This is a genomic window from Parafrankia sp. Ea1.12 (genome assembly GCF_900465275.1).
Lineage (GTDB): Bacteria > Actinomycetota > Actinomycetes > Frankiales > Frankiaceae > Parafrankia > Parafrankia soli.
Window position 1 is genome coordinate 1 of record NZ_UBIZ01000550.1, and the last position, 25,945, is coordinate 25,945.

23 protein-coding genes and 1 pseudogene are annotated in these 25,945 nt (G+C 72.6%); 16 read left to right on the plus strand and 8 right to left on the minus strand.

Going from position 1 to position 25,945, the window contains the following annotated elements; translation table 11 throughout:
* Both FMEAI12_RS31115 and FMEAI12_RS31120 read right to left on the minus strand, forming a co-directional pair.
* Positions 1–2,320, minus strand: a 2,320-nt coding sequence (locus FMEAI12_RS31115) for a protein kinase (RefSeq protein WP_235014873.1), incomplete at its 3' end; no start/stop codon positions are given.
* A gap of 117 nt (positions 2,321–2,437) precedes the next feature.
* Complete coding sequence (locus tag FMEAI12_RS31120) at positions 2,438–4,993, minus strand: protein kinase (protein WP_112108827.1); 2,556 nt, start codon at positions 4,991–4,993, stop codon at positions 2,438–2,440.
* A 339-nt stretch (positions 4,994–5,332) separates the two neighbouring features.
* Between FMEAI12_RS31120 and FMEAI12_RS36810 the strand changes: the two genes are divergently transcribed.
* From FMEAI12_RS36810 to FMEAI12_RS38845, 3 genes and pseudogenes are all read left to right on the plus strand, one after another.
* Positions 5,333–5,473: a hypothetical protein gene (locus FMEAI12_RS36810; RefSeq protein ID WP_160144362.1), complete on the plus strand. Its 141-nt coding sequence runs from the start codon at positions 5,333–5,335 to the stop codon at positions 5,471–5,473.
* Positions 5,474–5,901: 428 nt separating this feature from the next.
* Positions 5,902–6,543: a carbonic anhydrase gene (locus FMEAI12_RS31125; RefSeq protein WP_071063414.1), complete on the plus strand. Its 642-nt coding sequence runs from the start codon at positions 5,902–5,904 to the stop codon at positions 6,541–6,543.
* Between the two features lie 1,070 nt (positions 6,544–7,613).
* Positions 7,614–7,736: pseudogene (locus FMEAI12_RS38845) on the plus strand (ISAs1 family transposase); the annotation flags it as partial.
* 819 nt (positions 7,737–8,555) lie between these two features.
* Here the strand turns inward: FMEAI12_RS38845 and FMEAI12_RS31130 are convergent.
* Positions 8,556–9,191: an NAD(P)-dependent oxidoreductase gene (locus FMEAI12_RS31130; RefSeq protein WP_071063472.1), complete on the minus strand. Its 636-nt coding sequence runs from the start codon at positions 9,189–9,191 to the stop codon at positions 8,556–8,558.
* A gap of 100 nt (positions 9,192–9,291) precedes the next feature.
* Between FMEAI12_RS31130 and FMEAI12_RS31135 the strand changes: the two genes are divergently transcribed.
* From FMEAI12_RS31135 to FMEAI12_RS31150, 4 genes are all read left to right on the plus strand, one after another.
* Entirely contained in the window at positions 9,292–9,801 is a 510-nt protein-coding gene (locus FMEAI12_RS31135) for a MarR family transcriptional regulator (protein ID WP_235014875.1), read from the plus strand.
* 58 nt (positions 9,802–9,859) lie between these two features.
* Positions 9,860–10,189: a PadR family transcriptional regulator gene (locus FMEAI12_RS31140; RefSeq protein WP_083391002.1), complete on the plus strand. Its 330-nt coding sequence runs from the start codon at positions 9,860–9,862 to the stop codon at positions 10,187–10,189.
* A complete protein-coding gene (locus tag FMEAI12_RS31145; RefSeq protein WP_112108829.1) occupies positions 10,186–11,181 on the plus strand; it encodes a hypothetical protein in 996 nt (331 codons plus the stop codon). The genes FMEAI12_RS31140 and FMEAI12_RS31145 overlap by 4 nt, the downstream gene beginning before the upstream one ends.
* A 159-nt stretch (positions 11,182–11,340) precedes the next feature.
* Positions 11,341–12,018 carry a hypothetical protein gene (locus FMEAI12_RS31150; protein ID WP_112108830.1) on the plus strand — a complete coding sequence of 226 codons (678 nt, stop codon included), beginning with the start codon at positions 11,341–11,343 and terminating at the stop codon, positions 12,016–12,018.
* On the opposite strand, the gene FMEAI12_RS31155 is transcribed toward FMEAI12_RS31150, so the two are convergent.
* Positions 12,008–12,961 (minus strand): helix-turn-helix transcriptional regulator, encoded by a 954-nt coding sequence (locus tag FMEAI12_RS31155; RefSeq protein WP_112108831.1) that lies wholly within the window; start codon positions 12,959–12,961, stop codon positions 12,008–12,010. The genes FMEAI12_RS31150 and FMEAI12_RS31155 overlap by 11 nt on opposite strands.
* A gap of 209 nt (positions 12,962–13,170) precedes the next feature.
* Here FMEAI12_RS31155 and FMEAI12_RS31160 point away from each other — a divergent pair, with 209 nt between their 5' ends.
* The 3 genes from FMEAI12_RS31160 to FMEAI12_RS31170 all read left to right on the plus strand — a co-directional run bounded on the left by FMEAI12_RS31160 (position 13,171) and on the right by FMEAI12_RS31170 (position 15,694).
* The gene (locus tag FMEAI12_RS31160) at positions 13,171–14,745 is read left to right on the plus strand and encodes an MFS transporter (protein WP_235014877.1); all 1,575 of its coding nucleotides are present in this window, start codon (positions 13,171–13,173) and stop codon (positions 14,743–14,745) included.
* A 210-nt stretch (positions 14,746–14,955) separates the two neighbouring features.
* Positions 14,956–15,192: a hypothetical protein gene (locus FMEAI12_RS31165; protein WP_112108832.1), complete on the plus strand. Its 237-nt coding sequence runs from the start codon at positions 14,956–14,958 to the stop codon at positions 15,190–15,192.
* A 25-nt stretch (positions 15,193–15,217) separates the two neighbouring features.
* Positions 15,218–15,694, plus strand: a complete 477-nt coding sequence (locus FMEAI12_RS31170) for an NUDIX domain-containing protein (RefSeq protein ID WP_112108833.1) — start codon at positions 15,218–15,220, stop codon at positions 15,692–15,694.
* Between the two features lie 49 nt (positions 15,695–15,743).
* Here FMEAI12_RS31170 and FMEAI12_RS31175 read toward each other — a convergent pair whose 3' ends face one another.
* Together FMEAI12_RS31175 and FMEAI12_RS31180 are read right to left on the minus strand one after the other, a co-directional pair.
* Positions 15,744–16,163, minus strand: a complete 420-nt coding sequence (locus FMEAI12_RS31175) for a hypothetical protein (RefSeq protein WP_112108834.1) — start codon at positions 16,161–16,163, stop codon at positions 15,744–15,746.
* A gap of 25 nt (positions 16,164–16,188) precedes the next feature.
* Positions 16,189–17,652 carry a helix-turn-helix transcriptional regulator gene (locus FMEAI12_RS31180; RefSeq protein WP_160144363.1) on the minus strand — a complete coding sequence of 488 codons (1,464 nt, stop codon included), beginning with the start codon at positions 17,650–17,652 and terminating at the stop codon, positions 16,189–16,191.
* Between the two features lie 765 nt (positions 17,653–18,417).
* Here FMEAI12_RS31180 and FMEAI12_RS31185 point away from each other — a divergent pair.
* On the plus strand, positions 18,418–19,599 hold the full coding sequence (locus FMEAI12_RS31185; protein WP_200835469.1) for a serine hydrolase domain-containing protein: 1,182 nt from the start codon (positions 18,418–18,420) through the stop codon (positions 19,597–19,599).
* Positions 19,600–19,896: 297 nt separating this feature from the next.
* Positions 19,897–20,322 (plus strand): TIGR03618 family F420-dependent PPOX class oxidoreductase, encoded by a 426-nt coding sequence (locus tag FMEAI12_RS31190; protein ID WP_368672128.1) that lies wholly within the window; start codon positions 19,897–19,899, stop codon positions 20,320–20,322.
* Positions 20,323–20,338: 16 nt separating this feature from the next.
* Here the strand turns inward: FMEAI12_RS31190 and FMEAI12_RS31195 are convergent, their stop codons facing one another.
* Entirely contained in the window at positions 20,339–21,424 is a 1,086-nt protein-coding gene (locus FMEAI12_RS31195) for a GntG family PLP-dependent aldolase (protein WP_112108838.1), read from the minus strand.
* A 73-nt stretch (positions 21,425–21,497) separates the two neighbouring features.
* Positions 21,498–21,983: a hypothetical protein gene (locus tag FMEAI12_RS31200; protein ID WP_235014879.1), complete on the minus strand. Its 486-nt coding sequence runs from the start codon at positions 21,981–21,983 to the stop codon at positions 21,498–21,500.
* A 199-nt stretch (positions 21,984–22,182) separates the two neighbouring features.
* Between FMEAI12_RS31200 and FMEAI12_RS31205 the strand changes: the two genes are divergently transcribed.
* The 4 genes from FMEAI12_RS31205 to nifV all read left to right on the plus strand — a co-directional run bounded on the left by FMEAI12_RS31205 (position 22,183) and on the right by nifV (position 25,914).
* Positions 22,183–22,692 (plus strand): sigma-70 family RNA polymerase sigma factor, encoded by a 510-nt coding sequence (locus tag FMEAI12_RS31205; protein WP_112108849.1) that lies wholly within the window; start codon positions 22,183–22,185, stop codon positions 22,690–22,692.
* Positions 22,680–23,366 carry a zf-HC2 domain-containing protein gene (locus FMEAI12_RS31210; RefSeq protein WP_112108839.1) on the plus strand — a complete coding sequence of 229 codons (687 nt, stop codon included), beginning with the start codon at positions 22,680–22,682 and terminating at the stop codon, positions 23,364–23,366. The genes FMEAI12_RS31205 and FMEAI12_RS31210 overlap by 13 nt, the downstream gene beginning before the upstream one ends.
* Positions 23,367–23,504: 138 nt before the next feature.
* Positions 23,505–24,395: a ferritin-like domain-containing protein gene (locus FMEAI12_RS31215; protein WP_083391003.1), complete on the plus strand. Its 891-nt coding sequence runs from the start codon at positions 23,505–23,507 to the stop codon at positions 24,393–24,395.
* A gap of 277 nt (positions 24,396–24,672) precedes the next feature.
* Entirely contained in the window at positions 24,673–25,914 is a 1,242-nt protein-coding gene (gene nifV / locus FMEAI12_RS31220; protein WP_112108850.1) for a homocitrate synthase, read from the plus strand.
* Positions 25,915–25,945: the final 31 nt, after the last annotated feature.

Here is a 25,945-nt window from a genome sequence, read left to right on the forward strand (position 1 = left end):
CCGTGCTGATGGAGACCGACGGGAGTCTGCTGATCGCGGACGGTGAGAACAACCGGGTCCGCCGCATCGGCCGGGACGGGATCATCACCACGATCGCGGGCACCGGCGCGGCGGCGCAGCTGCCCGGCGGGAGGCGTACGGCTCGCACCCGGCTGTCGATACCGTCGGCGATGTAGAGGTTCCCGAGCTGGTCGAGAGCGAGTCCGCCCGGGTACACCAGCTCGGCGGCGGTCGCCGGGCCGCCGTTGCCGGAGTACTTCGACACCCCCGTACCGGCGATCGTGGTGATGGTCCCGTCGGGGGCGATGCGGCGGACCCGGTTGCTCCCCGGGTCGGAGAGGTAGACGTTGCCCGCAGCGTCGACGACGAGGTCGGCGCCGACCGCGTTGATCTGCGCCTGGTCGGCCGGGCCGCCGTCACCGGAGTACCCCGTCTTTCCCGTCCCGGCCAGCGTGCTGATCGTCCCGTCCCCGGCGATGCGGCGCACCCGGTGGTTGTCCTGGTCGGCGACATAGAGGCTGCCGTCGGGGCCGCGGGCCAGCGCGCTCGGATAGCTGAACCGGGCGGACGTGGCCGGGCCGCCGTCACCGCCGAAGCCCTCCGCGCCGGTGCCCGCGATCGTGGTGATGATCCCGTCCCGGCCGATGCGGCGGACCCGGTTGTTCTCACCGTCCGCGATCAGCAGACTCCCGTCGGTCTCCATCAGCACGGTGTTGGGGTAGTTGAGCTTCGCGTTCACCGCGGGCAGGCCGTCGCCCGAGTAGGCCAGGCCGTCCTCGCTCACCTCACCGGCGAAACCGAACTCGTCCTGCCCCGCGATCGTGGTGATGATCCCGTCCCGGCCGATGCGGCGGACCCGGTGGTTCCGCGTGTCGGCGACGTACAGGGTTCCGTCGGGGGCGACCGCGACACTGGTCGGCTCGTCGAGCTGCGCCTCGGTGGCCGGGCCGCCGTCGCCGGAGAAGCCGTCCGCCCCGGTGCCGGCGACCGTGGTGATCGTGCCGGCCCGGTCGACGCGGCGGATCCGGTGGTTGTCGGTGTCGGCGACGTAGACGTAGCCGCGCGGGGCGTCGATGGTCAGATCGCTGGCGCGGTCGAACTCCGCCTGTACGGCGGGACCGCCGTCGCCGGAGAAGCCGTCCGAGCCGGCCCCGAACACGGTGGTGATCGTGCCCGTGGCCAGCTCCGGCTGCCAGGCCGGCGGCGGCGCGGGCGGCGCCGGGGGCGCGGGCTCGGGCTGGCCCCACACCGCCCAGCCGACCCCGCCACCGGCGACTAGGGCGAGGAGGACAGCCAGCGCCGTCACCGCGAGCGGCACCCGGCCGCCGGATCCGCCGCCGGCGAGCAGCACCGCGGGCAGCCGGGAACGCACCCGTCCGGCCGGGCCCGGGCCGCCGGCACCGCGCCACGGATGGTCGTCGGCCCGCGGGGCCCGCCCGAACCTGCGGGTGGTGATCTGGCGGACGTCGTCGGCGAGGTGGATCGGGATGCCGGCGCGGTCGAGCCAGTGCCGCCCGAACACGGCGGTGGCGGCGCGGGCCAGATCGATCGCGAACGCCCGGGCGCTGGGATGGCGGTCCTCGGGCCGCTTGGCCAGGCTGCGCATCAGCACGGCGGCCAGCGGAGCCGGCACCCCCGGCGGCGGGGGCGGGACGACCTCGGTGTGATGGCGCAGCAGCACCGGCAGCGGCAGCGACGGCGGGGCCAGTGACGCGCCGGTGAACAGTTCGTAGAGGACGACGCCGAGCGCGTACAGGTCGGTGGCCGGGCTGAGCCGGTCGCCGGTGATCTGCTCGGGGGCCATGTAGCGGGGGGTGCCCACCACCCGGCTCGCCGTCGACGCCGACCCCTCGAACACCTTCGAGATACCGAAGTCGGTGATCTTCGGCTGGCCGGCGTCGGTGAACAGGATGTTCGCCGGTTTGATGTCACGGTGCAGCACGCCGTGGGCGTGCGCGTGGGCGAGCGCGTCGGCGACGGCGAGGCCGACCGCGCAGGCGGCCTCGGGGCGCATCACCCGGTGCGTCAGCGTCCCGCCGGGCAGCATCTCCATCACCAGCAGACACAGGTCACCGCGGGTGACGTAGTCGTAGGTCCGCACGATGTGCGGGTGGTCGAGCCTGCTGAGCAGCCGGGCCTCGGTGCGGAAGTCCGCCGCCGCCTCGGCCGCTCCGCTGGAGAGCACCTTGACCGCGACCCGCCGGTCGAGCTCCTGGTGGTAGCCGGCGAGGACGAGCCCGAAGGCACCCGACCCCAGCTCACCGCCGATCCCGTAGCCCGGGAGCGCGGCGGCGACACGCGCGCGGTCGACGACTGGCACGGCTCCCCTCCGTCCTGGTCTGGTCGTCCGGTCTGTCGGTTGTCCGGCTGTCTGGTCCGCTGGTCCGCTGGTCCGCTGGTTCTCGTTCCGGCACCGGGACGGCCGGCGGCTCCGGTGCTACCCGGAGCCGGTCAGCTCCACGTGGAGCACCCGGTTGTGCCGCCGGTCGGCGACGAAGACGTCCCCGGTGGGATCGAGCGCGACCGGCCCATCGGGACTCATCTCGTCCGGGTCGACGGACTCGTCCCGGCCCGGGTGGGCGGTGCCCGCGACAGTGGTGATGATCCCGGACGGGTCGACCCGCCGGATACGCCGGTTGGTCCGGTCGGTGATGAAGATGGCGCCCCGCGCGTCGACGGCGACCCCGCGCGGGGAACGCAGCGTGGCGCGCGTAGCCGGCCCGCCGTCGCCGGAGTAGCCGGGCAGGCCGGTGCCGGCGACGGTCTCGATCACCCCGTCCAGCCCGATCCGGCGGATCCGGTTGTTGCCGGAGTCGGCGATGTAGAGCCGGCCGGGGCGGTCCATCGCCACACTGATCGGGAACGTCAGCAGGGCGTCGACCGCCGGGCCGCCGTCACCGAACGCGCCCTCGCCGTCCCCGCCGGCCACGGTCTGGATGATCCCGTCGGTGCCGACCCGCCGGATCCGGTTGTTGCCGCTGTCGGCGATGTAGATGTTGCCGGTCGGGTCGGCCACGACCCCGCCGGGGTACCAGAGGCTGGCCTCGGTCGCGGGGCCGCCGTCGCCGCCGGGCCCGCGGTCGTCGCCACCGGCCACGGTGGTGATGATCCCGGCCGGGTCGACGCGGCGGATCCGCTGGTTGAACGTGTCCGCGATCAGGATGTTGCCGGCCGAGTCGAGCGCCACCGCCGCCGGCTGACGCAGCTGCGCCTGGGTGGCGGGGCCGCCGTCGCCGGAGAAGCCCGCCTCGCCGGTCCCGGCGATCGTGGTGATCGTCCCGTCCGCCGTGATCCGCCGGACCCGGTTGTTGTCGAAGTCGGCGACGTAGATGTTGCCGGCCCAGTCCGCGACCATCCCGAACGGGCCGTTGAGCGCCGCCGAGCCGGCGGGGCCGCCGTCGCCGGAGAACGCCGCCTCGCCCGTCCCGGCCACCGTGACCACCGGGTACGGCGGTGGCGGCGGCAGCGGTCCCGGCCGTTCCGGCGGCGCCGCCGTACCCGGACCGCTCAGCGGGCTGGCCGGAGCGGCACCGGTGACCGCCTGCTCGTCGCCGGTGACCCGCGGGACGACCAGCGCGGCCACGACCGCCAGCACCGCCGCGACCGCGGCGCCGACAATCCACACCCGCCGCCGGGACGCCCGCCGGCCGGCCGGTCCCTCAGGCCCGCCGGGGCCGGCGTCGGGTGCTCTGCCAGGCGTGGCGCCGGGGGTGGCCCACGGTCCGCCGGGATGGTGGCCGGCAGCCTGGTGACCGGGGCCGCCACCGGCCGGCTCGCCTGGCGCCGCAGGCGGGAACGCGCCGGGCGGGCCGACAGGCACGGGCTCCGGAAGCAGGGAGGTCACCGGCGGCAGCGGCGGGTCCAGCCTCGTGGTCCGCCCCGCCGGATCGTCCTCGGCCCCTGTGCTGGCTCCGGCCCCGGAGGTGCCGGAGCCAGGTGTGCCGCCGGTGCCGGTGCCGGTGGCGCCCGGCGGTCCCAGCGCCGGGTGGGGCCCCGACCCCTGCTCGCGCAGCCCGTCACTGACCGCCAGCGGGACGTCCGCCCGCGCCAGCCAGTCGCCGCCGTACCCCAGCCGCGCGGCCGCGGCGAGATCCATGGCGAACTGCCCGGCGGTGCGGTGCCGCTCCCCCGGCGCCTTCGCCAGCGCTCTGGCCAGCACCGCCGCCACCGGTGGCGGAACGCCCGGCGGCGGAGCCGGGACGACCTCGCAGTGATGGCGTAACAGGTCGGGCGCGGTCAGGCCGGCACCGAACAGCGGCGTCCCGGCCAGCAGCTCGTACAGGGTCGCGGCCAGCGCGTAGATGTCCGTCGCGGGCCCCAGGCGGCCCCCGGTCACCTGCTCGGGCGCCATGTACTGGGCGGTCCCGACGACCCCGCCGGCGGTCAGCGGCGTCCCGTCGACGAGCCCGACCACGCCCAGGTCCGTCAGTTTCGGCCGGCCGTCCGCGGCGAAAAGGATGTTGGCGGGTTTGACATCGCGGTGCAGGACGCCGGCGGCGTGGGCATGCATCAGCGCGTCGGCGGCGGCGAGCACGACCGCGCACGCGGCCTGCGGGGTCAGGCTCTGGCTGGCCAGCGTCCCGCCGGGCAGCAGTTCGGTCACCAGCAGCCGCAGCCCGTCGGCGGGGACGATGTCGAGCAGCTGGCACAGGTGTGGATGATCGAGCTGGGTGAGGATCCGGGCGTCCTGGTCACGGTCCGGGGCCGGCGGCGGACCGGCACCGGGATCCGACCCGAGCACGACGGTGCCCGCGGACGCCCCGCTGGGGCCGTCACCGTCGGCCACGCCCAGGTCGAGGATCTTGACGGCCACGTCCGTTGCGGCGCCGTCGCCCGCCGCGTCGCCTCCCGCCTGGTCCAGGCCAGGCGCGACGGGGCCGGGTGCGAGTCGACGCCCGGCGATCACCAGACCGAACGCGCCCGCGCCCAGCTCGCGGCCGAGCACGTACCCCGGCAGTGCCGTGGCCACCCGAGCCCGGTCGATGACCGACACAGACCGACCTCCTGGTCGCCGCCCCGCGGAACGATGGTGCGCGAGACACGCCCGCTATCACCATCCGTGCCCCTTTTCGGGCACCCCTAGAGTGCCGGATGGTAGCAAAGCGCGATCGGTCCCGGTCTGGCAGTGATACGCCCACCCGGGCCCTAACACGACCGACGCATGACCGGCTTCGACCCCACCGCAGCACTCTGACCTGCGGTAACGCAGCGAACGAGATGCCCGGCGGCCGCGGCACCCGCCCCGACTCGCCGGACCGACCGGTACCCGCTGACGGCTATCCGACAACGAGGCCAGGAGCCGGCCTCCGGCGCGAGCGGCCCTCATGCCGTAGTGGACGACCCTGACACCCGGCGCCGTCCCATCAACGAGATCTGCCTGGTCCGGGACGACCTCCTCGTCGCGGACCTGTGTCACGCCGACCTCGAAGGCGCCTGGCTGGAAGGCGTGCAGGGGACCACATCCACGTGCTGACCCGACATCGCCCTGCCCGACATCGACCCGGGTCACCCCAGCCAATCCCCTGTACGCCCCCGATGTCATTCATGGCTGGCGCGACGACAATCGCACTCCGTGACGTCATCACTGGTGGAGGTGCGAAAACCATTTTCGCATATGTTCGCGGCGAGCTCGTCGCGCCATCCATTCCCGACGGAGATCAAATACCTCTCGGTAGAACAGCAAGATCACCAGTCGGAGGCACGGGCCGTCAACGGCGTTGACTATCTTGGGTTTGGGATGGCGGGCCGCGTTCGAGGGGCGGGACCGGGCATAGGGACGCCCCGGCACCCGGAGGAGACACTTCGACGACCGGGCCTTCGCGGCGCCCGGCTGGTTGTGGTTGCTGGTGGCGTTGGCGTGATCGGGTTCGGTTCGGCGCCCGACCAGATAGGTTGCTGCGCGTGCCCGATTTCAATCTCGCTGCTTCCTCGCCCGCTGAGGCGTTCGCGGTTCTGAGGGAAGGCAACGCGCGCTTCGTGCGCGGTGAACGGCTGCACCCGAACCAGGATGCTGACCGTCGATCGGCTGTGGCGCCGAGACAGCATCCGTTCGCCGTGCTGTTCGGATGTTCTGATTCCCGCCTGGCAGCTGAGATCATCTTCGACCGGGGGTTGGGGGATCTCTTCGTGGTGAGGACCGCCGGTCACGTCGCCGGGCCTGAGGTTCTGGGCAGCATCGAGTACGGCGTCAGCGTGCTCGGCGCGCCACTCGTCGTCGTTCTCGGGCACGATTCGTGTGGCGCTGTCACCGCGGCGTCCGAGGCAGATCGTGACGGGACCGCGCCTGCGGGCTATCTCGGGGACGTGGTCGAGCGGGTGATGCCGAGTGTGTTGTCGGCGCGGGCGGCCGGACACACTGACATCGACGCGTTCGTGCGCACGCATATCCGGCGGACGGTCGACGGCCTGGTCGGCCGATCAGTCCTGCTCGCGGCCGAGGTCGCCGCAGGACGATGTGCGGTAGTCGGTCTGTCCTACCGGCTCGCCGAGGGCACCGTCGGCGTTGTCACCAGCCACGGGCCTGTACCCGCAGCCACCCGATGACCTGCGCCGGCGCCCTCCGGCTGCCTCACTGTGGACCACACCGGCGACCGGCCTCGCCGAGTCGCGGCCCTACCTGTCAAGATGGTTCGAGCCAGGGATGTCGGTACATGCCTCACCAGAACCTACCTCGATGATTGATGGATCGTACGGGGCCCGCGCTCACGGCTCTATCCACTAAAGCGCGAGACCGTCCTTTAGCCGCCCAGATTCATTACCCGTGTCCGTAGTAGTTTGCTCGCTTGTCCACCAAGAGGCGAACGACCGATTCGGCGATCGATAACGAAGGGTCATTTCGAAGGCTCCGATATTCATCCAGGCGTAGAGTTTTACCATTCTCGAGCGATAGAACGGGAATTCGCCAGGGAAGAACTTCGCCCGGATCGACAATGGAGGTGGAATTTATTTCGGACCAGGAGAATTTCCTGGTGTTTTGGATTCTGTGAAGTGAAATCCCCACATCTCCCACCACGACTCGAAGGCGAATTAGTCTCACAATCAAGAGGGTACTCAGTGTCGCTATAGCTCCGCTTGAAGATGCGGCCACCTACGCCTCCCACCTCGTCAGCGGAAACTACCAGTCCACTTAGGCCGATCGCTCCAAAGGCCATTGCTGGCACTGTCATCGCCCAACTATAGAGGCGGGGTCGCAGTACTATCCCGTCAGCAGCCATAGCAGCATTCCTTCGATCAGGGTGCACAGTAGCGGCGGTCCCGCCACCGAGCGAAACCACTGGTAAAATTTGCGGCCCCGCCCAGTCCGCCTCCCGCTTTCAGAATCCCTTCGTATGCCGGCAGAGGATGGGGAGTAGGGCAGGCCGAAGCGGTCGGCACGCCTATTTCGTAAAGTGCTATTCTTCCATGGATCACGTCGTCTTATGGACCCTCGCCGACAAAGCATCACCCACTCTCACCAAAAATCTAATCGCCGCCACCTGAGACAAATGGACGCACCGAGACCGCGTCGTCGAGGCCACCGAGGCCCGCGCCGGCCTCGACTTCCCCCACGCCGTCCAGGCCGTCCAGATCACCCGCCGACGGCGGCCCCACACCGGCGGACCCGAGAGGACGACCTCGCCCGCGGCCACTGGACCATCGAGAACCAGTTGCACTGGATCCGCGACGTCGCCTTCGACGAGGACGACCACCGCGCCAGCACCGGCAACGCCCCTCAGGTCATGGCCAGCCTCCGCAACCTGACGATCAGCATCCTGCGCCTGACCGGCGCCACCAACATCGCCCAGGCACTATGCCCCCACGCCCGCCAACTCGAACGACCACTTCAGGCGATCATGAAACCTGAATTACTAGCCCGCAGCCTTGCCGGAGCCCTGCCCCCGGCCGGCACGGTGCTCCTCAGCATTGATGAGAGAACCGGGATCAGGCGAAGACCCGCAGATCCTGCTGCCACCCGACCGCGGCGCACGCCAGGAGTCCGAGTACGGACGAAAAAGATCCGTTCAACCAGATTCCCATTCAACAGCGATCTCAAGATCCTGAAACCACTCTTCTATCCGGCGTTCATTCTCGGCCCAAATATCCCAACCCTCACCCGGGTCACCCGGCGGATTCTCCGAGACGTAGATATGCCAACCAGCTCCGGCCCTGTCTTTTTCTATGCAGATATAACGGCCACCATACTCTCCGGCTACAACCCTTCCAGCCACACCCGTTCGCCACAATGGAATCGACACAGAAACCCCTCGTCTCCCTACTGTAGATCCGAGCCGGGGTCGAATCCGAAGATGACCGTTGTGACGCCACCTTCCACTCGGCTTCCCGCGTCGCTCAAAATTACTCCAGACTCCGCCGTACGGGTTCCTCGCAGGACTCCTGTTACGAAGGCCCTATACGCCGTGACCGCGCCCCTGCCACTGAGATAAAGGAGGCGGCAGGCTGAACTACAACGGCTGTACCAGGAGAACGCCCGCCTGCACAGAGCGCTGCTGCGGCGGGGAGACACCGCTCCCGCACCGAGGCCCTCCACGTCGTGCCGGCCGGCGGCCGGCGGCGGTTCAGTGCGCGACGGTTACCGCTCGGCGGTGGAGGTCGCGGCGGTCGAGCACGTCCAGCAGGGCCATGGCCAGGTCGGAATAGGTGATGCTGCGGGCCCTCGGCAGCGGCGCCTCCGTGGCGACGCGGTAGGAGCCGGTCCCGGGGCGGGCGATCAGGCGGGGCGGGCGCACCGAGATCCAGTCGGCGTCACTGGTCCGCAGGATGTCCTCCATCCGCCGCATGTCGGCGTAGGCCTCGCCGAAGAAACGGTCGAGTACCGGCATCATCAGCCGCCGTTCCAGGAAGGGCAGTTCGCCGCGCGGCCCCGCCGGGGTCGCGGAGATCACGGCGATGGTGCCCGCGCCGCCGGCCCGCATCGCCGCGAGCAGGTTGCGGACGCCGGTGGAGTACACCGTCGTCGGTTCCCTGCCGGCCGCCGCGCCCAGCGCCGAGACGACGGCTTCGACGCCGGCGAGCGCTGGGAGGAGGGTGTCCCGGTCGAGCACGTCCGCGGCGGCGACCTGCAGGTTGTCGTGCCGGGCCGGCACCGCCTCGGGCCGGCGTGCCACGGCCGTCACCCGATGGCCGCGGGCCAGTGCCTGCTCCACGACCAGGGCTCCGGTCCGCCCGGTCGCCCCCACCACGGCGATCTTCATCTCAGCCACTCCCCACCTCGATCACACAGAATCGGCGCCAAACGCCCGTCCAGTGATTGTCACCTTAGATGACAATCACTGGACGGTACACTTCCGACTCGTGAGCGACGTCCCGGCGGCCCCCTACTCCGCGTCCCTGCCCTTCCTGCTGTCCCAGGTCGGCGCCTGCACGGCGCAGGAGTTCGCCGACCGGCTGGCGCCGCTCGGCGTCTCACCGCGAGCGTTCGGTGTGCTCAGCAACCTGACCACCGCGGCCGCGGGCCGGACCCAGCAGCAGCTCGCGGACGCGCTGGGCATGCACCGCAACAACATGGTCGGGTTGATCGACGAGATGGAGGAGGCGGGCTGGGTCCGGCGGCGGCGCAGCGCACAGGACCGGAGGGCCTTCGAGATCGACCTGACGCCGGCCGGCACGGCACTCCTGGAGCAGGTCGCGGAGATGCTCCCACCGCTGGAGGGCGAGATCGCCCGCGATCTGACCGCCGACGAGCGGCGGGTGTTCGTCGGCCTGCTGCGCCGGGTGGCCGCGACGCTGAAGCTGCACCCGGGGATCCATCCGCACCTGGGAGCCCGGCCCCGTTCCACCTGTGCGACGCCCGAGGATTCCTAGGCCGATCACCGGCCGCCGGTATACCGATGGGCGGCACAGTCGACGGTATGATCGCGGGGTGTCCGCCTCCGTCCCGCTGCGGGAACCGACGTTTCTCATTCTCGCCGCGCTGGGGCCCGGGCCGCTGCACGGCTACGGGGTGATCAAGGCCGTCGAGGAGATGTCCCAGGGGCGCGTCCGGCTCCGCGCGGGCACCCTGTACGGCGCGCTCGAACGCCTGGAGGCTGACGGGCTCGTCGCCTTCGACGGTGAGGTGTCGGACGGCGGCCCGCCACGCCGCAACTACCGGCTGACCGACACCGGTGCCGACCTGCTTGCTCAGGAGGCCGCGAGGCTGCGGGCGAACGCCGACCTGGCCGTGGCCCGGCTCGGGTTGCGCGGCACGTGACGGCGTCCACCCCCGGCCCGCTGGGACGCTGGAGCGACGGCCGGCTCGCCGCGTCGACGCGGTGGCTCGCCGCCCGCCTCGAGGGTGTGGACCCCGCGTTCACCCACGACGTGGCGCTCACCGTCGCGGAGGTCGGTGCCACCCGCGGCCGGCGCGCCCACCTCGGCGAGCTCGGGTCGCTCGCCGCGCTGGCGCTGCGCCTGCGCGCACGGGCCCGCGCCGGACCGGGGCCTGTCGACATCTGGCGCGGCGGCCTGTACCTCGGCGCGGTGGTGTTACTGCTCGTCATGACGGTGGATGTCTGGACCGCACAGTTCGGCGGCGCGACGCCCCGGATCACCCCCGCTCTCCTGATTGGTCAGGTTCCCGAGTGGTGGACCGCCGTGGCGGGAGTGAGCGGGGCGGTAGGCGTCGGACTGGGATACAGCGGGCGGCGGGCCGGCGCACTGACGGCAACCGCGCTCACGGTCCTGGTCACGATCACAGCCAGTCTGACCGCCGCGAACAGCGGCGGGTACGGGGATCTCGGCTGGCTGTCCGGCCTCGGCGTGGTCTTCCTGGGCCTGCTGCTGGGCCGTCCGGCGCAAAGGCCGGCGGCAGCGGCCGGGCCCTCCGTGCGGCACTGGCCGCGGTCCGCGCGCCGGGCCGGCGTCGCCGCGACCTACGCCGCCGGCCCGCTGCTCGCACTCGCCGCGACCTGCACCGTGGGAGAGGCGGCACCGGTCGCGCTCCGCCTCGGCCTGACCGTCCTGCTGCCCGCCTTGTGCGTCCTGCTCGGCGGGCAGGATCCACGGCTGGCGGCCGCCGCGGCCGTCGTGTGGTTCGGCCGGCTCGCGCTGGGTGCGCTCGGGGAGCTCGGCGACGCCCTGCGGGCCGTGGCGCTCGACCGTGACGAGCTGCTCCTGCTGCGCTGGCTGCTGATGGCGGCGGGAGTGGCGATCGCGGTGGCGGTGACCGGCAGTGGAAGCCGCCGCCTCACCGAACTGCACTGAAACTCACTGACCCGCACTGACCCGCGCCTCCAGCGGGGCGGCCAGCTGTCCCGTTGCCCACTAGTACGTCTACCGTTATATTGGCGATCAGAGTACCGGCTACCGATATAGACAGGGTCGGTGGCCGGGGCGACACTCCCCGCCGTTCGGAGGACGACCATGAGCACCGACCGAGACACCCCATCCAGCCCGCCCGCTGTCGAGCCACGAACCCGGCTCGCGGCCGCGGCGGCGAGCATCGCGGGCGGCGCCGCCGTCCTGCTCGACGCGCCGGTGGACATCGCCGGCAGCGAGAACGCCGTGCTGAACACCGCCGGGGTCGCCGCGCCCGTCCTCGCGGTGCTCGCCGTCGCCGGCATCACCGCCTGCCTGCGCAGGCCGGGTCCCCTCGCCGGGCCGGGCAACCGGCTGCTCGACCTGGGCGCGCTGGCGAACATCGTCGGGCTGGTGCTGCTGACCGGTATCGAGTTCTCCCGGGTGTACGTGCTGTTCCCCCTGGATGAGCCCGTCCGCGACGCGCTCGCGGACTCCGCCCCGACGATGCCGGCCGTGTACACCGCCGGGATCCTCTACGTCGCCGGCAGCATGCTGTTCGCCACGGCGCTCGTCCGTGAACGGTTCGTCCCCGTCGCGAGCTGGCTCCTCCTGCTGATGGCCCTGCCCGGCACACTGGTGGACGTCCTTCCGCTCGCCCTGGTGGCCGTCTTCCAGGCCGTGGCCGGAGCCGCGTTCGTCCTGGTCGGCGTCCACCTGCTGCGGGTGGACCGCGACCGCGCCGGCCTCGGTGACCACGGCACGGGTGCGGGCGTGGGGAAGGCGACGGTGGTTACGGGATGAGGTGCTGGCTGCCAGGAGTCGTGGCGAGGTGATGGCTGCCGGGAGTCGTGGCGCAGGGGTGCTCGCCGACGGCCGTGGCCGTGGCGACGGTGGCGGCGGTGGCGGTGGCGGCGGTGAGGCTGGCGAGCAGGGTGAGCCGTTCGGCGCTCGCCGAGCCCGGCTCGGGGGAGAGCACGAGCAGCCGCAGGCCCGAGTCGTCCTGCACGCGCAGCACCTCCTCTGCGAGGACGAGGTCGCCCACCAGCGGGTGCCGGTACTCGCGGACGGCGTGCCCGCAGTCACGCACCTGGTGGCGGGCCCAGTTCACCGCGAATTCCGGGCTGTTCACACACAGCTCGCCGATGAGGGTGGTGAGCTGCTGGTCGTCGGGATACTGACCGGAGGCCAGCCGCAGGTAGCGGACGACCTCATCGACCTTGCGCCGCCAGTTCACATAAAGATCACGGATGTGGGGGTCCAGCAGGATGAGGCGGGCCATGTTCGGCTGGGTCGCGCAGCGGTTCGGCGCCGCGAAGTCCAGGTGCGGCGCGAGCAGGGCGTGCGCGAGCCGGTTCCAGGCCAGGACGTCGGTCCGCCGTCCGATGACGAGCGCCGGCACGTCGCGCACCGCGTCCAGCAGCAGCCGCACGCCCGGGCGGACCTTCTCCGGCCGGGCGGTGCGCCGGGCGACGCGCGCCGGGCGGGCCAGGGTGCGCAGGTGGGCGTGCTCGTCGTCGCCGAGCAGCAGCACCCGGGCGAGCGCGTCCAGGACCGCGTCGGACGCGTTGCGACTCTGCCCCTGTTCCAGCCGGGTGTAGTAGGTGACACTCACCCCGGCGAGCTGGGCCAGCTCCTCGCGCCGCAGGCCCGGGACGCGGCGGCGGTCACCCGGGCGGGTCAGGCCGACGTCCGCGGGTGTGATCTGGTTACGCCGCGAACGGAGAAACTCCCCCAGCTCGGTCATGCTCGGCATTGTCACGCCGCGCGGCGCGCGAGTCGACGGGGCGAGGGTGACCCTGCCAGTGCCAGGAACCACCAGGACCGGGTTCCGCCGCCGGGCTATTCCCGGTGGTCGTCACCCTGACGGTGCCATCCACGCCGTGGGCAGGACCCGTGGGGGTGGCAACGGCGGGGGCGTGGCTAGGGCCGCCGACGTCCAGAATCGTGCGGGGCATGACAGATTCGATGCCCGCGGCGATCTCGGAACGGGCCTCCGTCGGCGCGCCGGACGCGACCGACCCGGCCGGCGTCGCCGTGCCGGCCCCGAGGCACCCCGCGCCGTCCGCGACCGGGCGGCCCGCCACCGCGGATCGACGGCCGGCGGGGCCCGACCGGATGACTCCGCGGCAGCGGCTGGCGCTCGTGCTGCTGCTGGGGACGCAGTTCATGCTCGCGATCGACTTCTCGATCCTCAATGTGGCCCTGCCGTCGATCGGGGCGGGGGTCGGGCTCGGTGAGGGTGACCTGCAGTGGATCGCGACCACGTTCGCGCTGCCCTCCGCGGGATTCACCCTGCTGTTCGCGCGGGTCGCCGACCTGGCCGGGCGGCGCCGGATGTTCCTCACCGGCCTGGTGCTGCTGATCGTGGCGTCCCTGCTCGGCGGGCTCGCCCAGGGGCCGACCCTGCTGCTGCTCGCCCGCGTCGGCCAGGGCCTCGCGGCCGCGATCGCCATCCCGGCCGCGCTGTCCCTGCTGGTCACGACGTTCCCGGAGGGCCCCGTCCGGCAGCGTGCGCTCAGCCTCAACGGTGCGCTGCTGCCGGCCGGCTTCACCGTGGGCGCGCTGGTGGGCGGGCTGCTGACCGGCTATCTCAGCTGGCGCTGGGCCTTCCTCGTCAACGTTCCGGTGGCGCTGGCGATCCTGCTCGCCGCGCCGCGGGTCGTCCCCGGTGGCCGCGCGGACGTCCGCCAGCGGCTCGACGTCCCCGGTGCGCTGACCGTCACCGCCGGGCTGGTCGCCTTCGTCTACGGCATCTCCAGCGGCGGTGAGGACGGCTGGGGCCGGCCGTCGGTGTGGATCGCGGTGGCCGCGGGGCTCGTCCTGCTCGGCGCCTTCTGGCGGATAGAGGCGACCAGCCCGCATCCGCTGGCCTCGCTGGAGGTGCTGCGGCTGCGCCACGTCGGATGGGGCAACCTCGGCGGGTTGGTCGTCTTCGCGATGGGCAGTTCGATCGTGTTCCTGATGACGCTGTACCTGCAGCGGGTCCTCGGCTACTCGGCGGTGACGACCGGGCTGATCTTCGGGCTGCCCGGGGCGGCCGCGTTCGTGGCCGGACTGGTGGCACCGCGCGTCCTGGCCGTCGTGGAACCGCGCCGCACCCTGGTGTTCGGGCTGCTCGTCCAGGGCCTGTCCGCGCTGGCCCTGGCCTTCGTCGGGCTGGACCGCAGCTCGCTGTCGCTCGTGCTGGCGGCCTCCGCCGTCGGATTCTTCGGCCACGCCAGCGGGCTCGTCGCCTACCTGGTGACGGCGACCTCCGGGCTACCCGACACCCAGCAGGGCCTGGCCACCGGCCTGACGACGATGACCCAGCAGGTGGCACTCACACTGGGCATACCGATCATGAGCGCGGTGGCGACCGCCCGGACGTCCGCGCTCACCGCGGGTGGCGACCACTCGGCGCGGGAGGCGACGCTGGGCGGCATCCAGACCGCGCTGGTCGTGAACGGGCTCGTCACGATCGCCCTGGCCGCGCTGATCGCGGCCTTCCTGCTCCGCCGCCGCCCGGCCCTCCGGACAGCCATGGTGTAGCCGCACCCCGTGCCCGAACTGATGACGGCCGTTCCAGCAGAACCGTGGCGGGTGAGTGGGTCCATGGACTCACTCACCCGCCGCGCTTTCCCGGGTACGCCCGGTTTCGGTGAGGTCTGTCGGCGGGCCCGGGGGTCCGCACGCCGGTGATGTGGTGGGCCGATCGGGGGTCCGGGCAAGAGGGGGACGCGGCGGCAAGCACCATGGGGTATGGCCAAACGCGCTCTCCCGCCCCGCGTCCCCGCGTTGATCGGTGACGGCACGGAGTTCGACTCGAAGGAGTTCCTACGGATGTCGGTCGACGTCCTCGCGGACATCGACGTCGACGCGCTCGACGAGGCGGGCAAGGTCGCCTACGCGCAGGCTCTCGCGCTGGTGGCGATCGCGTCCAACGCGAAGCACCTGCAGCACCTGCCCCTGATCGAGGGCAACCTGGAAGTGCCCTGAACCCACGTCCACGTTCCCGACGCTGATGACCGTGCTGGCCCAGGACTACGGGGGAAACGTCCTGTTGGCGTTCCAGCGGGTGGCCGAGCAGCAAGCCACGGGCGTCGCCCCGCTGCCGCTTGCGCTGGTGGCGCTGTGGAGGGGCGACGACCTCCTGCTGGTCCGCGACCGCCGCCGGGAGTGCTGGGAGCTGCCCGGCGGCACGATCGAGCCCGGGGAGACACCCCGGCAGGCAGCCGTCCGCGAGCTGCGCGAGGAGTCCGGGTACGAGGCCGAGGCGCTCGTGTTCGCGGGCCTCGCGCACTTCGGCCTGGCCGCCCCGTCCCGGACGGAGTACGCCGCGGTCTTCACGGGACGGGCCGGTGCCTCCCACCCGTTCACACCCGACGCGGAGATCGCCACGATCACCTGGTGGGACGGCACCCGCCCGCTTCCCGGCCGGGTACAGGTCATGGACGTCGCCCTCGCCCGCCTGAGTCGAACCGCGCCGCCGCCGCGTTGAGAGCCTGCTCCGGCCGGCGGTGCTGGCGTGAGAATCGGCGAGGCGGCGGTCAGTCCTCCAGGTCGACGAGGATCGACTCCTCTCCGACGAGGATCGGCTCGCCCGCCGTCGTCTCGGTCGTGGTGCCGTCGAGATGGCGAACCGTCCGGGTGCGCGGGCCGGCCGTCGTCGCGGCGGTGCCGTCATGGGTCCAGCGGATGAAGGCGCTGTGTGTTCCTTCGGCGTCGCGCACCTCGAACTCGCACTGCCAGACGTTCTCGGGCTGGCCGACGGCCACACCGCGCCCGCAGGACCGGCTGCTGGCGCCGTGGAGCCAGCGCTGAAGCTGCTCGACGGCGAGCGCCGCCCCGGTCGGCGCGCCCCCGACGGCCTGTAGGACCAGCGGGATCTTCGTGCCGCCCCAGTTGTAGAAGTACATGCGTTCGAGGTTCAGATCCCGCGCGTAGATGCCGGCGAGAAAGAAGCGCACGGCGTAGTTGCGGGCGGTGACATCGTCAGAGCGCGGTCTGGGAACGGATCCTGTAGGTGGTCCCGGTGTTCCACAGCGGCGGGTGGTTCCCGGTGTCGTGCAGAATCTTGTCGACGGTCATCGCCATGCCGAGCATCGACTCCGGTGGGTCGGCGGCGCTGCGCTGATGCAGTTTGATCCCCGCCGCGTCGCAGTGGTCGTAGCCATCGAGCTCGGCGAAGCGCCGCAGCGTCTGTTGGCCCTCCGGTGTCTCGAGGTTCCCCATCCCCGGGCACACCAGCCTGGCGGCCGGGTCCACCGCACGGATCACGCGGCTTGCCCGGCGGGTCATCTCGACGAGGGTCTCCACCGGGCCGTCGAAGAAGCGGCGGTCGTTGCCGAGCACCCACAGTTCGTAGGCCTCGATCCGGCCCCGGTACCGCTCGGCCAGGGCTCGGACGAACACGTCCCAGTCAGCGAGGTCATCGGGTGGCGTGGCACGGGTGCCGTCCGGATAGAGCCCGCGCGCCCCGCCCGGGCTCGCCCAGGGGGGTGTGCCGCCGAGGACGAACAGGACGGGTAGCCCCGCGTGCTCCGCGCCGGCCACCTGCCGGTCGACGATCGTCCACTCGAACTCGCCCCGGGCGAACTGGATCTCGGACCAGCGGGTGCCGCTGTCCCAGAGCCGGACGGCGCCGACGCGGAAGGCCGGCATGGAGCCGGTCGCGCTGTTGACCGTCACTCCGAACAGAGTCGGCCGCACAGGCGCGAACGGCCGCGTCCATGCCGGTCCGTCGATCCACTGGGCCACCGGCACGCCCTCCGAAGCGGCTTCCACGGACGGTGAGGACCCCTGGGACACGGCTGACACCGTGGCGAGGACCGCGGTGGCGACCAGTAACGCACCCAACACGAGCATCCGTCGCGGGCGGTTCCGGCGCGGGTCGAGCGCCTCGGTCGGCTCCGAGGAGATCCCGGCGGGCGGAAGGGATGGTTGGCCGCCCGCCACGCCCTCGACCACGACGCCGCGGATCTCCGCGGATCTGATGCCGATGCCAGCCTTGTCGCCGTCGCCGTCGCCGTCGGCATCGGCATCGGCATCGGCATCGGCATCGGCATCGGCATCGGCATCGGCCGAGTCAGCGCAGCCAGCGGCGGGCAATGACCCGACGACGCCACCGCCGTCGATGGCCGGACGGGGCGCGCCGCCAGCCGTCGGTTCGTGCTCCGGCGGCGGCGGATCCGCATCCCCAGGTCGTCTCGGATCGACCGCGACCGCAGACATCCAGAGCCGGAAGAGTCGTTCTATTTCCTTATTATCCGCGCCGCACAGGCGCGCGATCTTTTCCAGAATCGCGAACTCGGTCGGGACCGTGCGGCCGACGCAGTATCGCTGCACCGTCGACCGGCCCGCGTTGACGCGAACGCCAATCCATGCATAGCTCCGGCCACTGCGCTGTTTGAGGTGGGAAAGGTACTCACCCAGTTCTCTGGCCCCCGCCTGGGTCAACCCTGCCTCCGTACGTAGGACGCGTCCACCGGGCACCGCGGCCGGAGCCTACCGGCGAGCGACCACCGGGGTCCGTCGCTCGGTCCGATCGGCGGAAACCATGATCCGGCTACTCGCGGGAGCAACCGATCCGCAGACGGACGGATCGGAGACCTCTCCTATCCCGCCGAGCTTCACGGGGTAATAATCGATCTACGTACAGGAAAAATCAACGGCGCTGCGTACGCCGAAGTCAAATCCGGGAGTCAGGTACGGGCCGGAGACATCCTGTCCATCGATCGCGCAGATTTCACCGTGCCGCTGCCGGGCGGGGACGCGGACAGGCATTTCTACTCGACCGACGAGATCAGCGCGGCCGGAACCTGGGACTACTGCGAGGCGACGGCGAGCGTGAACGGGCAGGCGCTGCGAACCGCAGGCTATCGCTGCCGCCCATCGGCCGGTCCGGGTCTGCCTCCGGCGCGACGGTGGCCTCCAGTGCGCCAACCTCTGGTATGCCGACACCAACGACAAGAACTGGGTGATCTTCTGAGGTGATCAGCTGAGTGGAGTCGTGACCGGGCCGGTCGGTGGTGGTCACCACCGACCGGCCCGGATTTCCGCATGGGCGTCTTCTCTTCCGCACCCCGCTGCGCGGCACTCCCCTCCCCGGATGCAAAGGGAGATGTCGGCCGGGGCGCGCCGATGGAATTCGCGGTCTACGGCGGTCTGACCTGGGAAGGGACCATCGGGTCGACGCGTGGGAGCCGAGGAGGAACTGTGGGCGTGCGGTTGGCGGACGAGGGCAGGGATCTTCTTCACCGGACGGCGGCGCGCCACGTCGGGGACGACGCCGGGGACGACCTCGTCCCCGGCCTGGTCGCCCTCGTCGCGGCCGGGGACGACGTGCACGTGGAGGCGCTGGGCGCCCTCGCCGTCGGCGGCGCCCCGATGGCGCGGGACACCATGTTCCGGATCTCCTCGACGACCAAGCCGATGACGGCCGCGGTGACGATGACCCTGGTCGACGACGGGCTGGTGGACCTCGACGAGCCGGTCGACCGGCTGCTTCCGGAGCTGGCAGGACGGCGGGTGCTGTGCCATCCGGACGGCCCGCTCGACGACACCGTCCCGGCGCGGCGGCCGATCACGGCGCGGGACCTGCTGACGTTCACCTTCGGGTTCGGCCTCGCCGGGGAGATGTTCACCGCGGCGGCACCGTGGCCCGTCGTCGAGGCGGCCGACCGGCTACGGCTGGCCACGTTCGGACCGCCCGACCCGGCGACGCCGCCGGCCGCGGACGAGTGGATCGCGCGGCTCGGGTCGCTGCCCCTGATCACCCAGCCCGGGGAGCGCTGGCTGTACAACACCGGAGCCTCGGTGCTGGGCGTGCTGGTGCAGCGCGCCGCGCGGGCACCGTTCGCCGAGGTGCTGCGCGCCCGGCTGTTCGACCCGCTGGGCATGCACGACACCGCGTTCTGGGCGCCCGGTCCCGGCCGGCTCCGCCGCCTCGCGACCGCCTACCGGCCCGAACCGGCGGGCCTGGTCGCCTGGGACGAGCCCGCCGGCAGCGCCTGGGGCCGGCCGCCGGAGTTCTGCGACGGCGCCGGGGGTCTGCTGTCAACGGCCGACGACCTGCTCGCGTTCGCCCGGATGTTCCTCGACGGCGGCGCCCCGGTGCTGTCCGCGTCGTCCGTCCGGGCGATGACCACCGGTCAGCTCACTGCCGGGCAGAGGTCGCGCGGCGGGCTGCTCCCGGGCGACTTCGACGACCAGTCGTGGTCGTTCGGCCAGGCGGTGCACGACAGCGGCGCTTTCGGGTGGGACGGCGGCCTCGGCTCGTCGTGGCTGGTCGACCCCGCCAGGGAGCTGACCGTGATCGTGCTGACCCAGCGCATGTTCGGTGACTCGGGCCTCCCCGACGTCCACGCTGAGATCCGCCGGGCCGCCCGCGCCGCGCTCGCCTGAGCCGTCGCGCCCCGCGGACCCCCTCCCCGGAGCCGGACGCGGCCGCCTCGCAGCGCGCCTGTCAGCCATCCGTAGCCTGAGGACGTCCGCCACAGCTCGTGATCGTCGCTTCGCGGCTCCCGCTGGGTAGCCTGGCCGCGGACCGTGTGTGACCGCCCACCACCATGTCCGGTGCCGGTGGGGGCGGACCGACCGCGAAGGCGAGGGACGGCTGTGGCCCCGTTCGACCCCCCGTACAACTCCGCCGCTCTCGAGGGGGCCGCCTTTGACAGGGCCGCTTTCGAGGCGGCAGCCGAGCTGGGGCGTGCGGAGAGCGGGCTGGCCGTGATCTCCACCAGCCGCGCCGACGGGAGCATCCAGGCCTCTGTGGTGAACGCCGCGTTCATGCCCCATCCGCTGCCGCCCGATCCGCGGGAGCCCGCGCCGGTCGTGGCCTTCGTGACCTACGGTCGGACGAAGCTGGCCAACCTGCGCCGCCGGCCGCAGGTCAGCGCGACGTTCCGGTCCGGGTGGCGGTGGGCCACCGTGGAGGGCACGGCGGAGATCGTCGGGCCCGACGACCCCCACGATCAGGTCGACGCGGAGCGTCTCCGGCTGCTGCTGCGGGAGATCTTCACCGCCGCCGGTGGTACCCACGACGACTGGGACACCTACGACCGGGTGATGGCCGAACAGCGCCGCGCCGCCGTCCTCATCCACCCGACCAGGGCCTACGGCCCCTGACACCTCGGCGCCGCGGTCAGGAACCGGCTGGTGGCAGGGCGTTCAGCAGCGGGGCGAGGACGTCCCCGGCCCGGCGGATCGCGGTGTCGTCGACGTCGAGGTGGGTGACGATCCGGATCGTCGTCGGACCGGCCAGGCCGACGAGCACACCGCCGTCCGCCGCCTGCGCGCAGAAGGCGGCCGCGTCCGGGACGTCGACGAGCACCATGTTGGTCTCGGTGCGCTCCGGGTGGACCCGCCGCGGTGCCGCGTCGGCGAGGGTCGCGGCCAGCGCGGCGGCGTGGCGGTGGTCGTCGGCGAGGCGGTCGAGGTGGTGCCGCAGCGCGTACAGGCCGGCGGCGGCGAGCACCCCGGCCTGGCGCATCCCGCCGCCGAGCCGCTTGCGCCACTCGCGGGCCCGCTCGACGTGCTCGGCGCCGCCGACGACGAGGGAGCCGACCGGGGCGCCGAGGCCCTTCGAGAGGCAGACCGACAGCGTCCCGAAGATCTCGCCGAGGCGGCGCGGCGGGACGTCGAGCGCCACCGCCGCGTTCCAGAGGCGGGCGCCGTCGCAGTGCAGGACCACCCCGGCATCCTCGGTGATCAGCCGCAGCCGGTCGAGCCGCTCCAGGGGCCACACCCGACCACCGGCCCGGGCCCGGGTGTTCTCCACCGCGAGCACGCTCGTCCGGACCATGTTGTAGTTGTGCGCGACCGGGAACGCGCGCAGCTGGGCCGCGATGTCGGCCGGGTCGAGCGTGTCTGCGAGGCCGCTGAGGGTCCGGGTCTGCACGCCACCGAGGGCGGCGAGCCCGCCGAGCTCGTAGGTGACGACGTGCGCGTCGGTGTCGGCGACGACCTCGGTGCCCACCGGGGCGCCGGCGCGCAGGGCACAGAAGTTGCCCATGGTGCCGCTCGGCACGAACAGCGCGGCCTCGTGCCCGAGCAGCACGGCGGCCTGCTCCTCGAGCTCGCGGACGGTCGGGTCCTCGCGGTAGACGTCGTCGCCGACCTCCGCCTCCGCCATCGCGCGGCGCATGCCGGGCGTGGGCCGGGTGACGGTGTCGCTGCGCAGGTCGACGGGCAGGCCGGCGGGCCGTGTTCGCGGGGGCTGGACGCTCACCCTCCCGACGTTAGCCCGGCGCCGCCCCGGACGCGGACCACGGCCAGGCGGACCACGACCAGGCGGGGCGAGGTCAGGTCACGGTGATCTCCGTGGACATGCCCCGCGACTCGTGGTTGCCGACGGGGCAGTACAGCTTGTACGTGCCCGGGCTGAGGGCGACGGTGAGTCCCTCGGACTGGCCCGGCCCGAGGTCCGCTGTCTCCGAGCCGCTCACGCCCGGTCCCTCGATCTCCAGGGCGTGGATCGCCTGGCCGTCGTTCGTGGTGACGAACGTGTAGGTGCCCGCGGTGAAGGTGTCCTGGGAGAGCTTGAGCGCGAACTCGGTCGCGGTGACCGTGACGGTCGTGCCGGTCGCCGTCGGCGCCGCCGGGGCGCCTGCTCCCGCGGTCGCGCCCGCGCTCGGCGCACCGGTCCACGGCGCGGCCGTGGCCGCGGCGGGCTGGGAGGCCGCCGGCGCGGCGGCGGTGTCGTCGCCGCCCCCGCAGGCGGCGGTGAGGGCGAGCAGCATGACGCCGGTCGCCAGTGCGGCCGCGGTACGGGTATGCGGACGGTGCATCACATGTTCTCCTGTCTCTCGGAAGGGCCAGCACCTCGGAAGGGCCGGGAGCCGGTGCGGACGTGGGATGTCACGCGGCACGGGCCGTCCCGGTTCACCGTGACCGCTGTCACCCGTCCGACAGCGCGGCCGCTGAACCGAACGGCCGTTCTGCCCGTGAAGGGGGGATGTGGGACTGCGCCGCGGCGGCCGGCCCGGGGTGGACGACCCCGGGGCCGTGTTCGTGCGTGCCGTGCACGCCGAGCACGGGGCGGCACTGCTCGCCTTCACCACCCGGCTGACCGGTGACCGCGGCCGGGCCGAGGACGTCGTGCAGGAGACGATGCTGCGGGCCTGGCGGCAGGCGCCGAAGCTCGGCGCGGACGACCGGCCGCTGCGCCCGTGGCTGTTCACCGTCGCGGCCCGGATCGTCGTGGACGAGCAGCGCGCCCGCCGGGCCCGCCCGGCCGAACTGCCCGGCGACGTCCTGGCGTCGCTGCCCGCCGGCGACGACCTGGAACGGGCGATGGAAAGCTGGCAGGTCGCGGAGGCGTTCCGCACACTCAGCCTGGAACACCGCGCCGCGCTGGTCAAGACGTACTTCCTCGGCCGCTCGGTGGCCGAGGCGGCGGCGGCGCTGGATATTCCGGAGGGCACGGTGAAGTCCCGGGTCTACTACGGCCTGCGCGCGCTGCGGCTGGCGCTGGAGGAGCAGGGGTGGGCGCCGTGACCGACACCTGCTCGGCGCTGCGCGTCACGCTCGGCTGCTACGTGCTCGGCGCGCTCGCCCCCGGAGAACGCGCCGCGGTGGAGACTCATCTGGACGGATGTCCCGACTGCCGCGCCGAGCTGACCCGGCTGGCCGGGCTGCCGGGCCTGCTCTCCCGCCTGCGCCTCGCCGACGTCACCGATCCCCCGCCCGCCGCCGCGGCAGGCGAGCCCGGCGAGCGCGCCGTCGACCGCGCGCTCGCCGGGCTCGCCCGGTCCCGGCGCACGGCACGCCGGCGGCGCGCGCTGGCCGCCGCGGCGCTGTCCGCCGTCGTCGCCGGCGGGTCGATCACGGGCACCGTGGCGCTGACATCCTCGCCGGACGGGCCGGCGGGCCGGCTGGTGTCGGCGGCGGACGCGACCACCCGCGTGTGGGCGGAGGTCTGGGTGACCGACGTCCCCTCCGGCGCGGGCTTCACCATCCGGCTGTGGGGCGTGCGGCCGGGAACGACCTGCGCCCTGGTCGCCGTGTCCGAGGACGGCAGCAGCGACACCGCGGCGACCTGGACCGCCGACTACCGCGGCGCGGTCGACGTACGCGGGACGTCCGCCATCCCGGCAGGACGGCTCGTACGTGTCGTGGTGGTCAGCGGCACCGGCGAGGACCTGCTCACCGTCCCGGTCCGCACCACCTGAACCACCGCGAAGGGCCTCGAGGGCACGATTAGCGCGCGGAATTGCGCGATTGCCGTCCGGAGCCGTGGCTGGGAATTCCCGGAAACAGCCCGACAATGGATGCGAGATACTCCGGGAGATCTCCGAAGGAGTCCACCCATGGCCGTCACCACGGCACCGACCGACATCCACACCGGCAATACCCCGAGCAGCGATTCCCGAACCGACGGATCCGGCGCCGGCGACGCCCTCGCCGGCGAGTCCCACAGCTTCGACGCCTTCCTGCACTACGAGCGCCTCCAGTGGAAGGTCTCCGACGTCGGCCTGGAGAACATCCGGCACGACCTCGTCCGGCCCGAGGACATCGCCACCGCCAAGGGCGTCGTGCTCGGCGAGGCGACGTCCCTGCCCGGCCTGCACGGCTTTCTCAGCGAGTTCGCGGACGACTACGACTGCTCGGCCTTCGTGGCCATCTGGGCCTACCAGGAGCTGCAGCACCACTTCGGTTTCCGGGCGTGGCTGCGCGCCGTCGGCGTGCACATCGAGCAGGCCAAGGTCGAGGCGCTGCGGGAGCCCTACGAGCCGGGGGTCACGCCGAGCGCCACACTGGCCACGAACGTGATCAGCGAGATCACCGTCAACACGGTCTACCGGGCGATGGCGGCCTGGGTGCAGGAACCCGTCCTGGCCGACCTGTACCTGCGCGCCAGCCGGGACGAGGCCGGGCACGCCCGCGAGTTCCTCTACTACCTGAAGCGGCGGCTGGCGACGCATCCCGAGGAGCTGCCGTCCGTCCTGGAACGCATCCACTTCTATGTGACGTCGTCGCGGCTGAGCCACCCGGTCGGCGTCTACAAGCACCAGCGCGTCGAGGAGCTGCGCGGCCACGAGACGGTCGACGACGTGATCGACGTCTACCTGCGGATCTCGCCGCCGGACGCCCAGGAGAAGCTGCTGGCGAAGCTGCGCCGGGCGATCGGCTCGGCGGTCGGCGTGCCGCTGCACAGCACCGGCGACATCCGCCGGGCGCTCGCCGCGTCGCTGGGCTGAGCCCGCCGGGCGGCAGGGCGGATTTCCCGGCGCGGGAGATTATCCTTCGACCTCCGCAGGATTTCCCGTCCCCGAAAAGGTACCGCCCTCGCCGCGGACTATCCTGTTAACCTCGCCGCTACCGCACGACCCGCGCACGAAATCGACGGAACATAGGGTCCTGAGCGATTCCGGTCGCCTGGAACCGTGCGTCTGCCTGTATGAGCCGGCCCGCGAGACCGGGAACACACAGCCAGCGCCGGATTCTCCTCAGCCGTCGAAAGTGCCGGTGACCATCATGAAGAGCGGCACGTCGTCCTGCCCGCCCGCGCCGCGCCCCGTCCCGACGGATCACGCTCGGGAGAACGGGTCCGGGCCGGACCCCGGGCCTGGCCCCGGTCCGGTCCGGTTCTGCGACACCACCCTGCGTGACGGCGAGCAGACCCCGGGGGTCGCCTTCACCGCCAAGGAGAAGATCGCCATCGCGGTCGCGCTCGACGCCGCCGGCGTGCACCAGATCGAGGCCGGGGTGCCGGCGATGGGGCCGGTCGAGGTGGATGTCCTGCGCCGCGTCGTCGCGGCGGTCGAGCGGGCCGGCGTGGTCGCCTGGTGCCGCGCGGACCGCCGCGACGTCGACGCCGCCGTCGCCAGCGGGGTCGACGCCGCGCACCTGACCATCCCCGCCTCCGACCTGCACCTGCGCACCAAGCTCGGCAAGGACCGGGCCTGGGCGCGGGCCCGCATCCGCGACTGCGTCCTCGACGCCACCGACCGTGGCCTGCGGGTGAGCGTCGGCTTCGAGGACGCCTCCCGCGCGGACGACGGCTTCGTCATCGACCTGGCCGGGGAGCTACGGCGCCTCGGCGTCACCCGGTTCCGTTGGGCGGACACGGTCGGGGTGGCCAATCCGATCACCCTGCACACGCGGCTGCGGGCGCTGCTCGACGCCGTCCCCGGGCCGTGGGAGATCCACGCCCACGACGACTTCGGCCTGGCGACCGCGAACACGATCGCCGCGGTGCAGGCCGGGTTCACCTGGGTGAGCACCACGGTGGCCGGCCTGGGCGAGCGGGCCGGCAACGCGCCGACCGAGGAGGTCGCGATGGCGCTGCGGCACCTGCTCGGCCTGCCCGTCGACCTGGACACCGCCGCGTTCCGCCCGCTGGCGCGGCTGGTCGCCGGCGCGTCGCGCCGGCCGGTTCCCGCCGGCAAGGCCGTGGTCGGCGACGCCGTGTTCGACCACGAGTCCGGCATCCACGTGCACGGCGTGCTGCGCGCCCCGGCGACCTACGAGCCGTTCGACCCGGCGGAGGTCGGCGCGCGCCGGCGGCTGGTGCTGGGCAAGCACAGCGGCCGCGCCGCCGTGCGGCACGCGATGGACCGGCACGGCATCGACGCGCCCGACGAGGACCTGGAACCGATCGTCGGCCTGGTCCGCGCGCACGCCACCGTGTACAAGCAGCCGCTGAGTTCCGACCAGCTGCGGGCGATGGCCCGGCGGGTCGCCAGCCGCCGCGGCACACGGCCCCGCCGCGGCTGACCCGCCGCCGCTGGTGGCGCCAGCGGCGGCG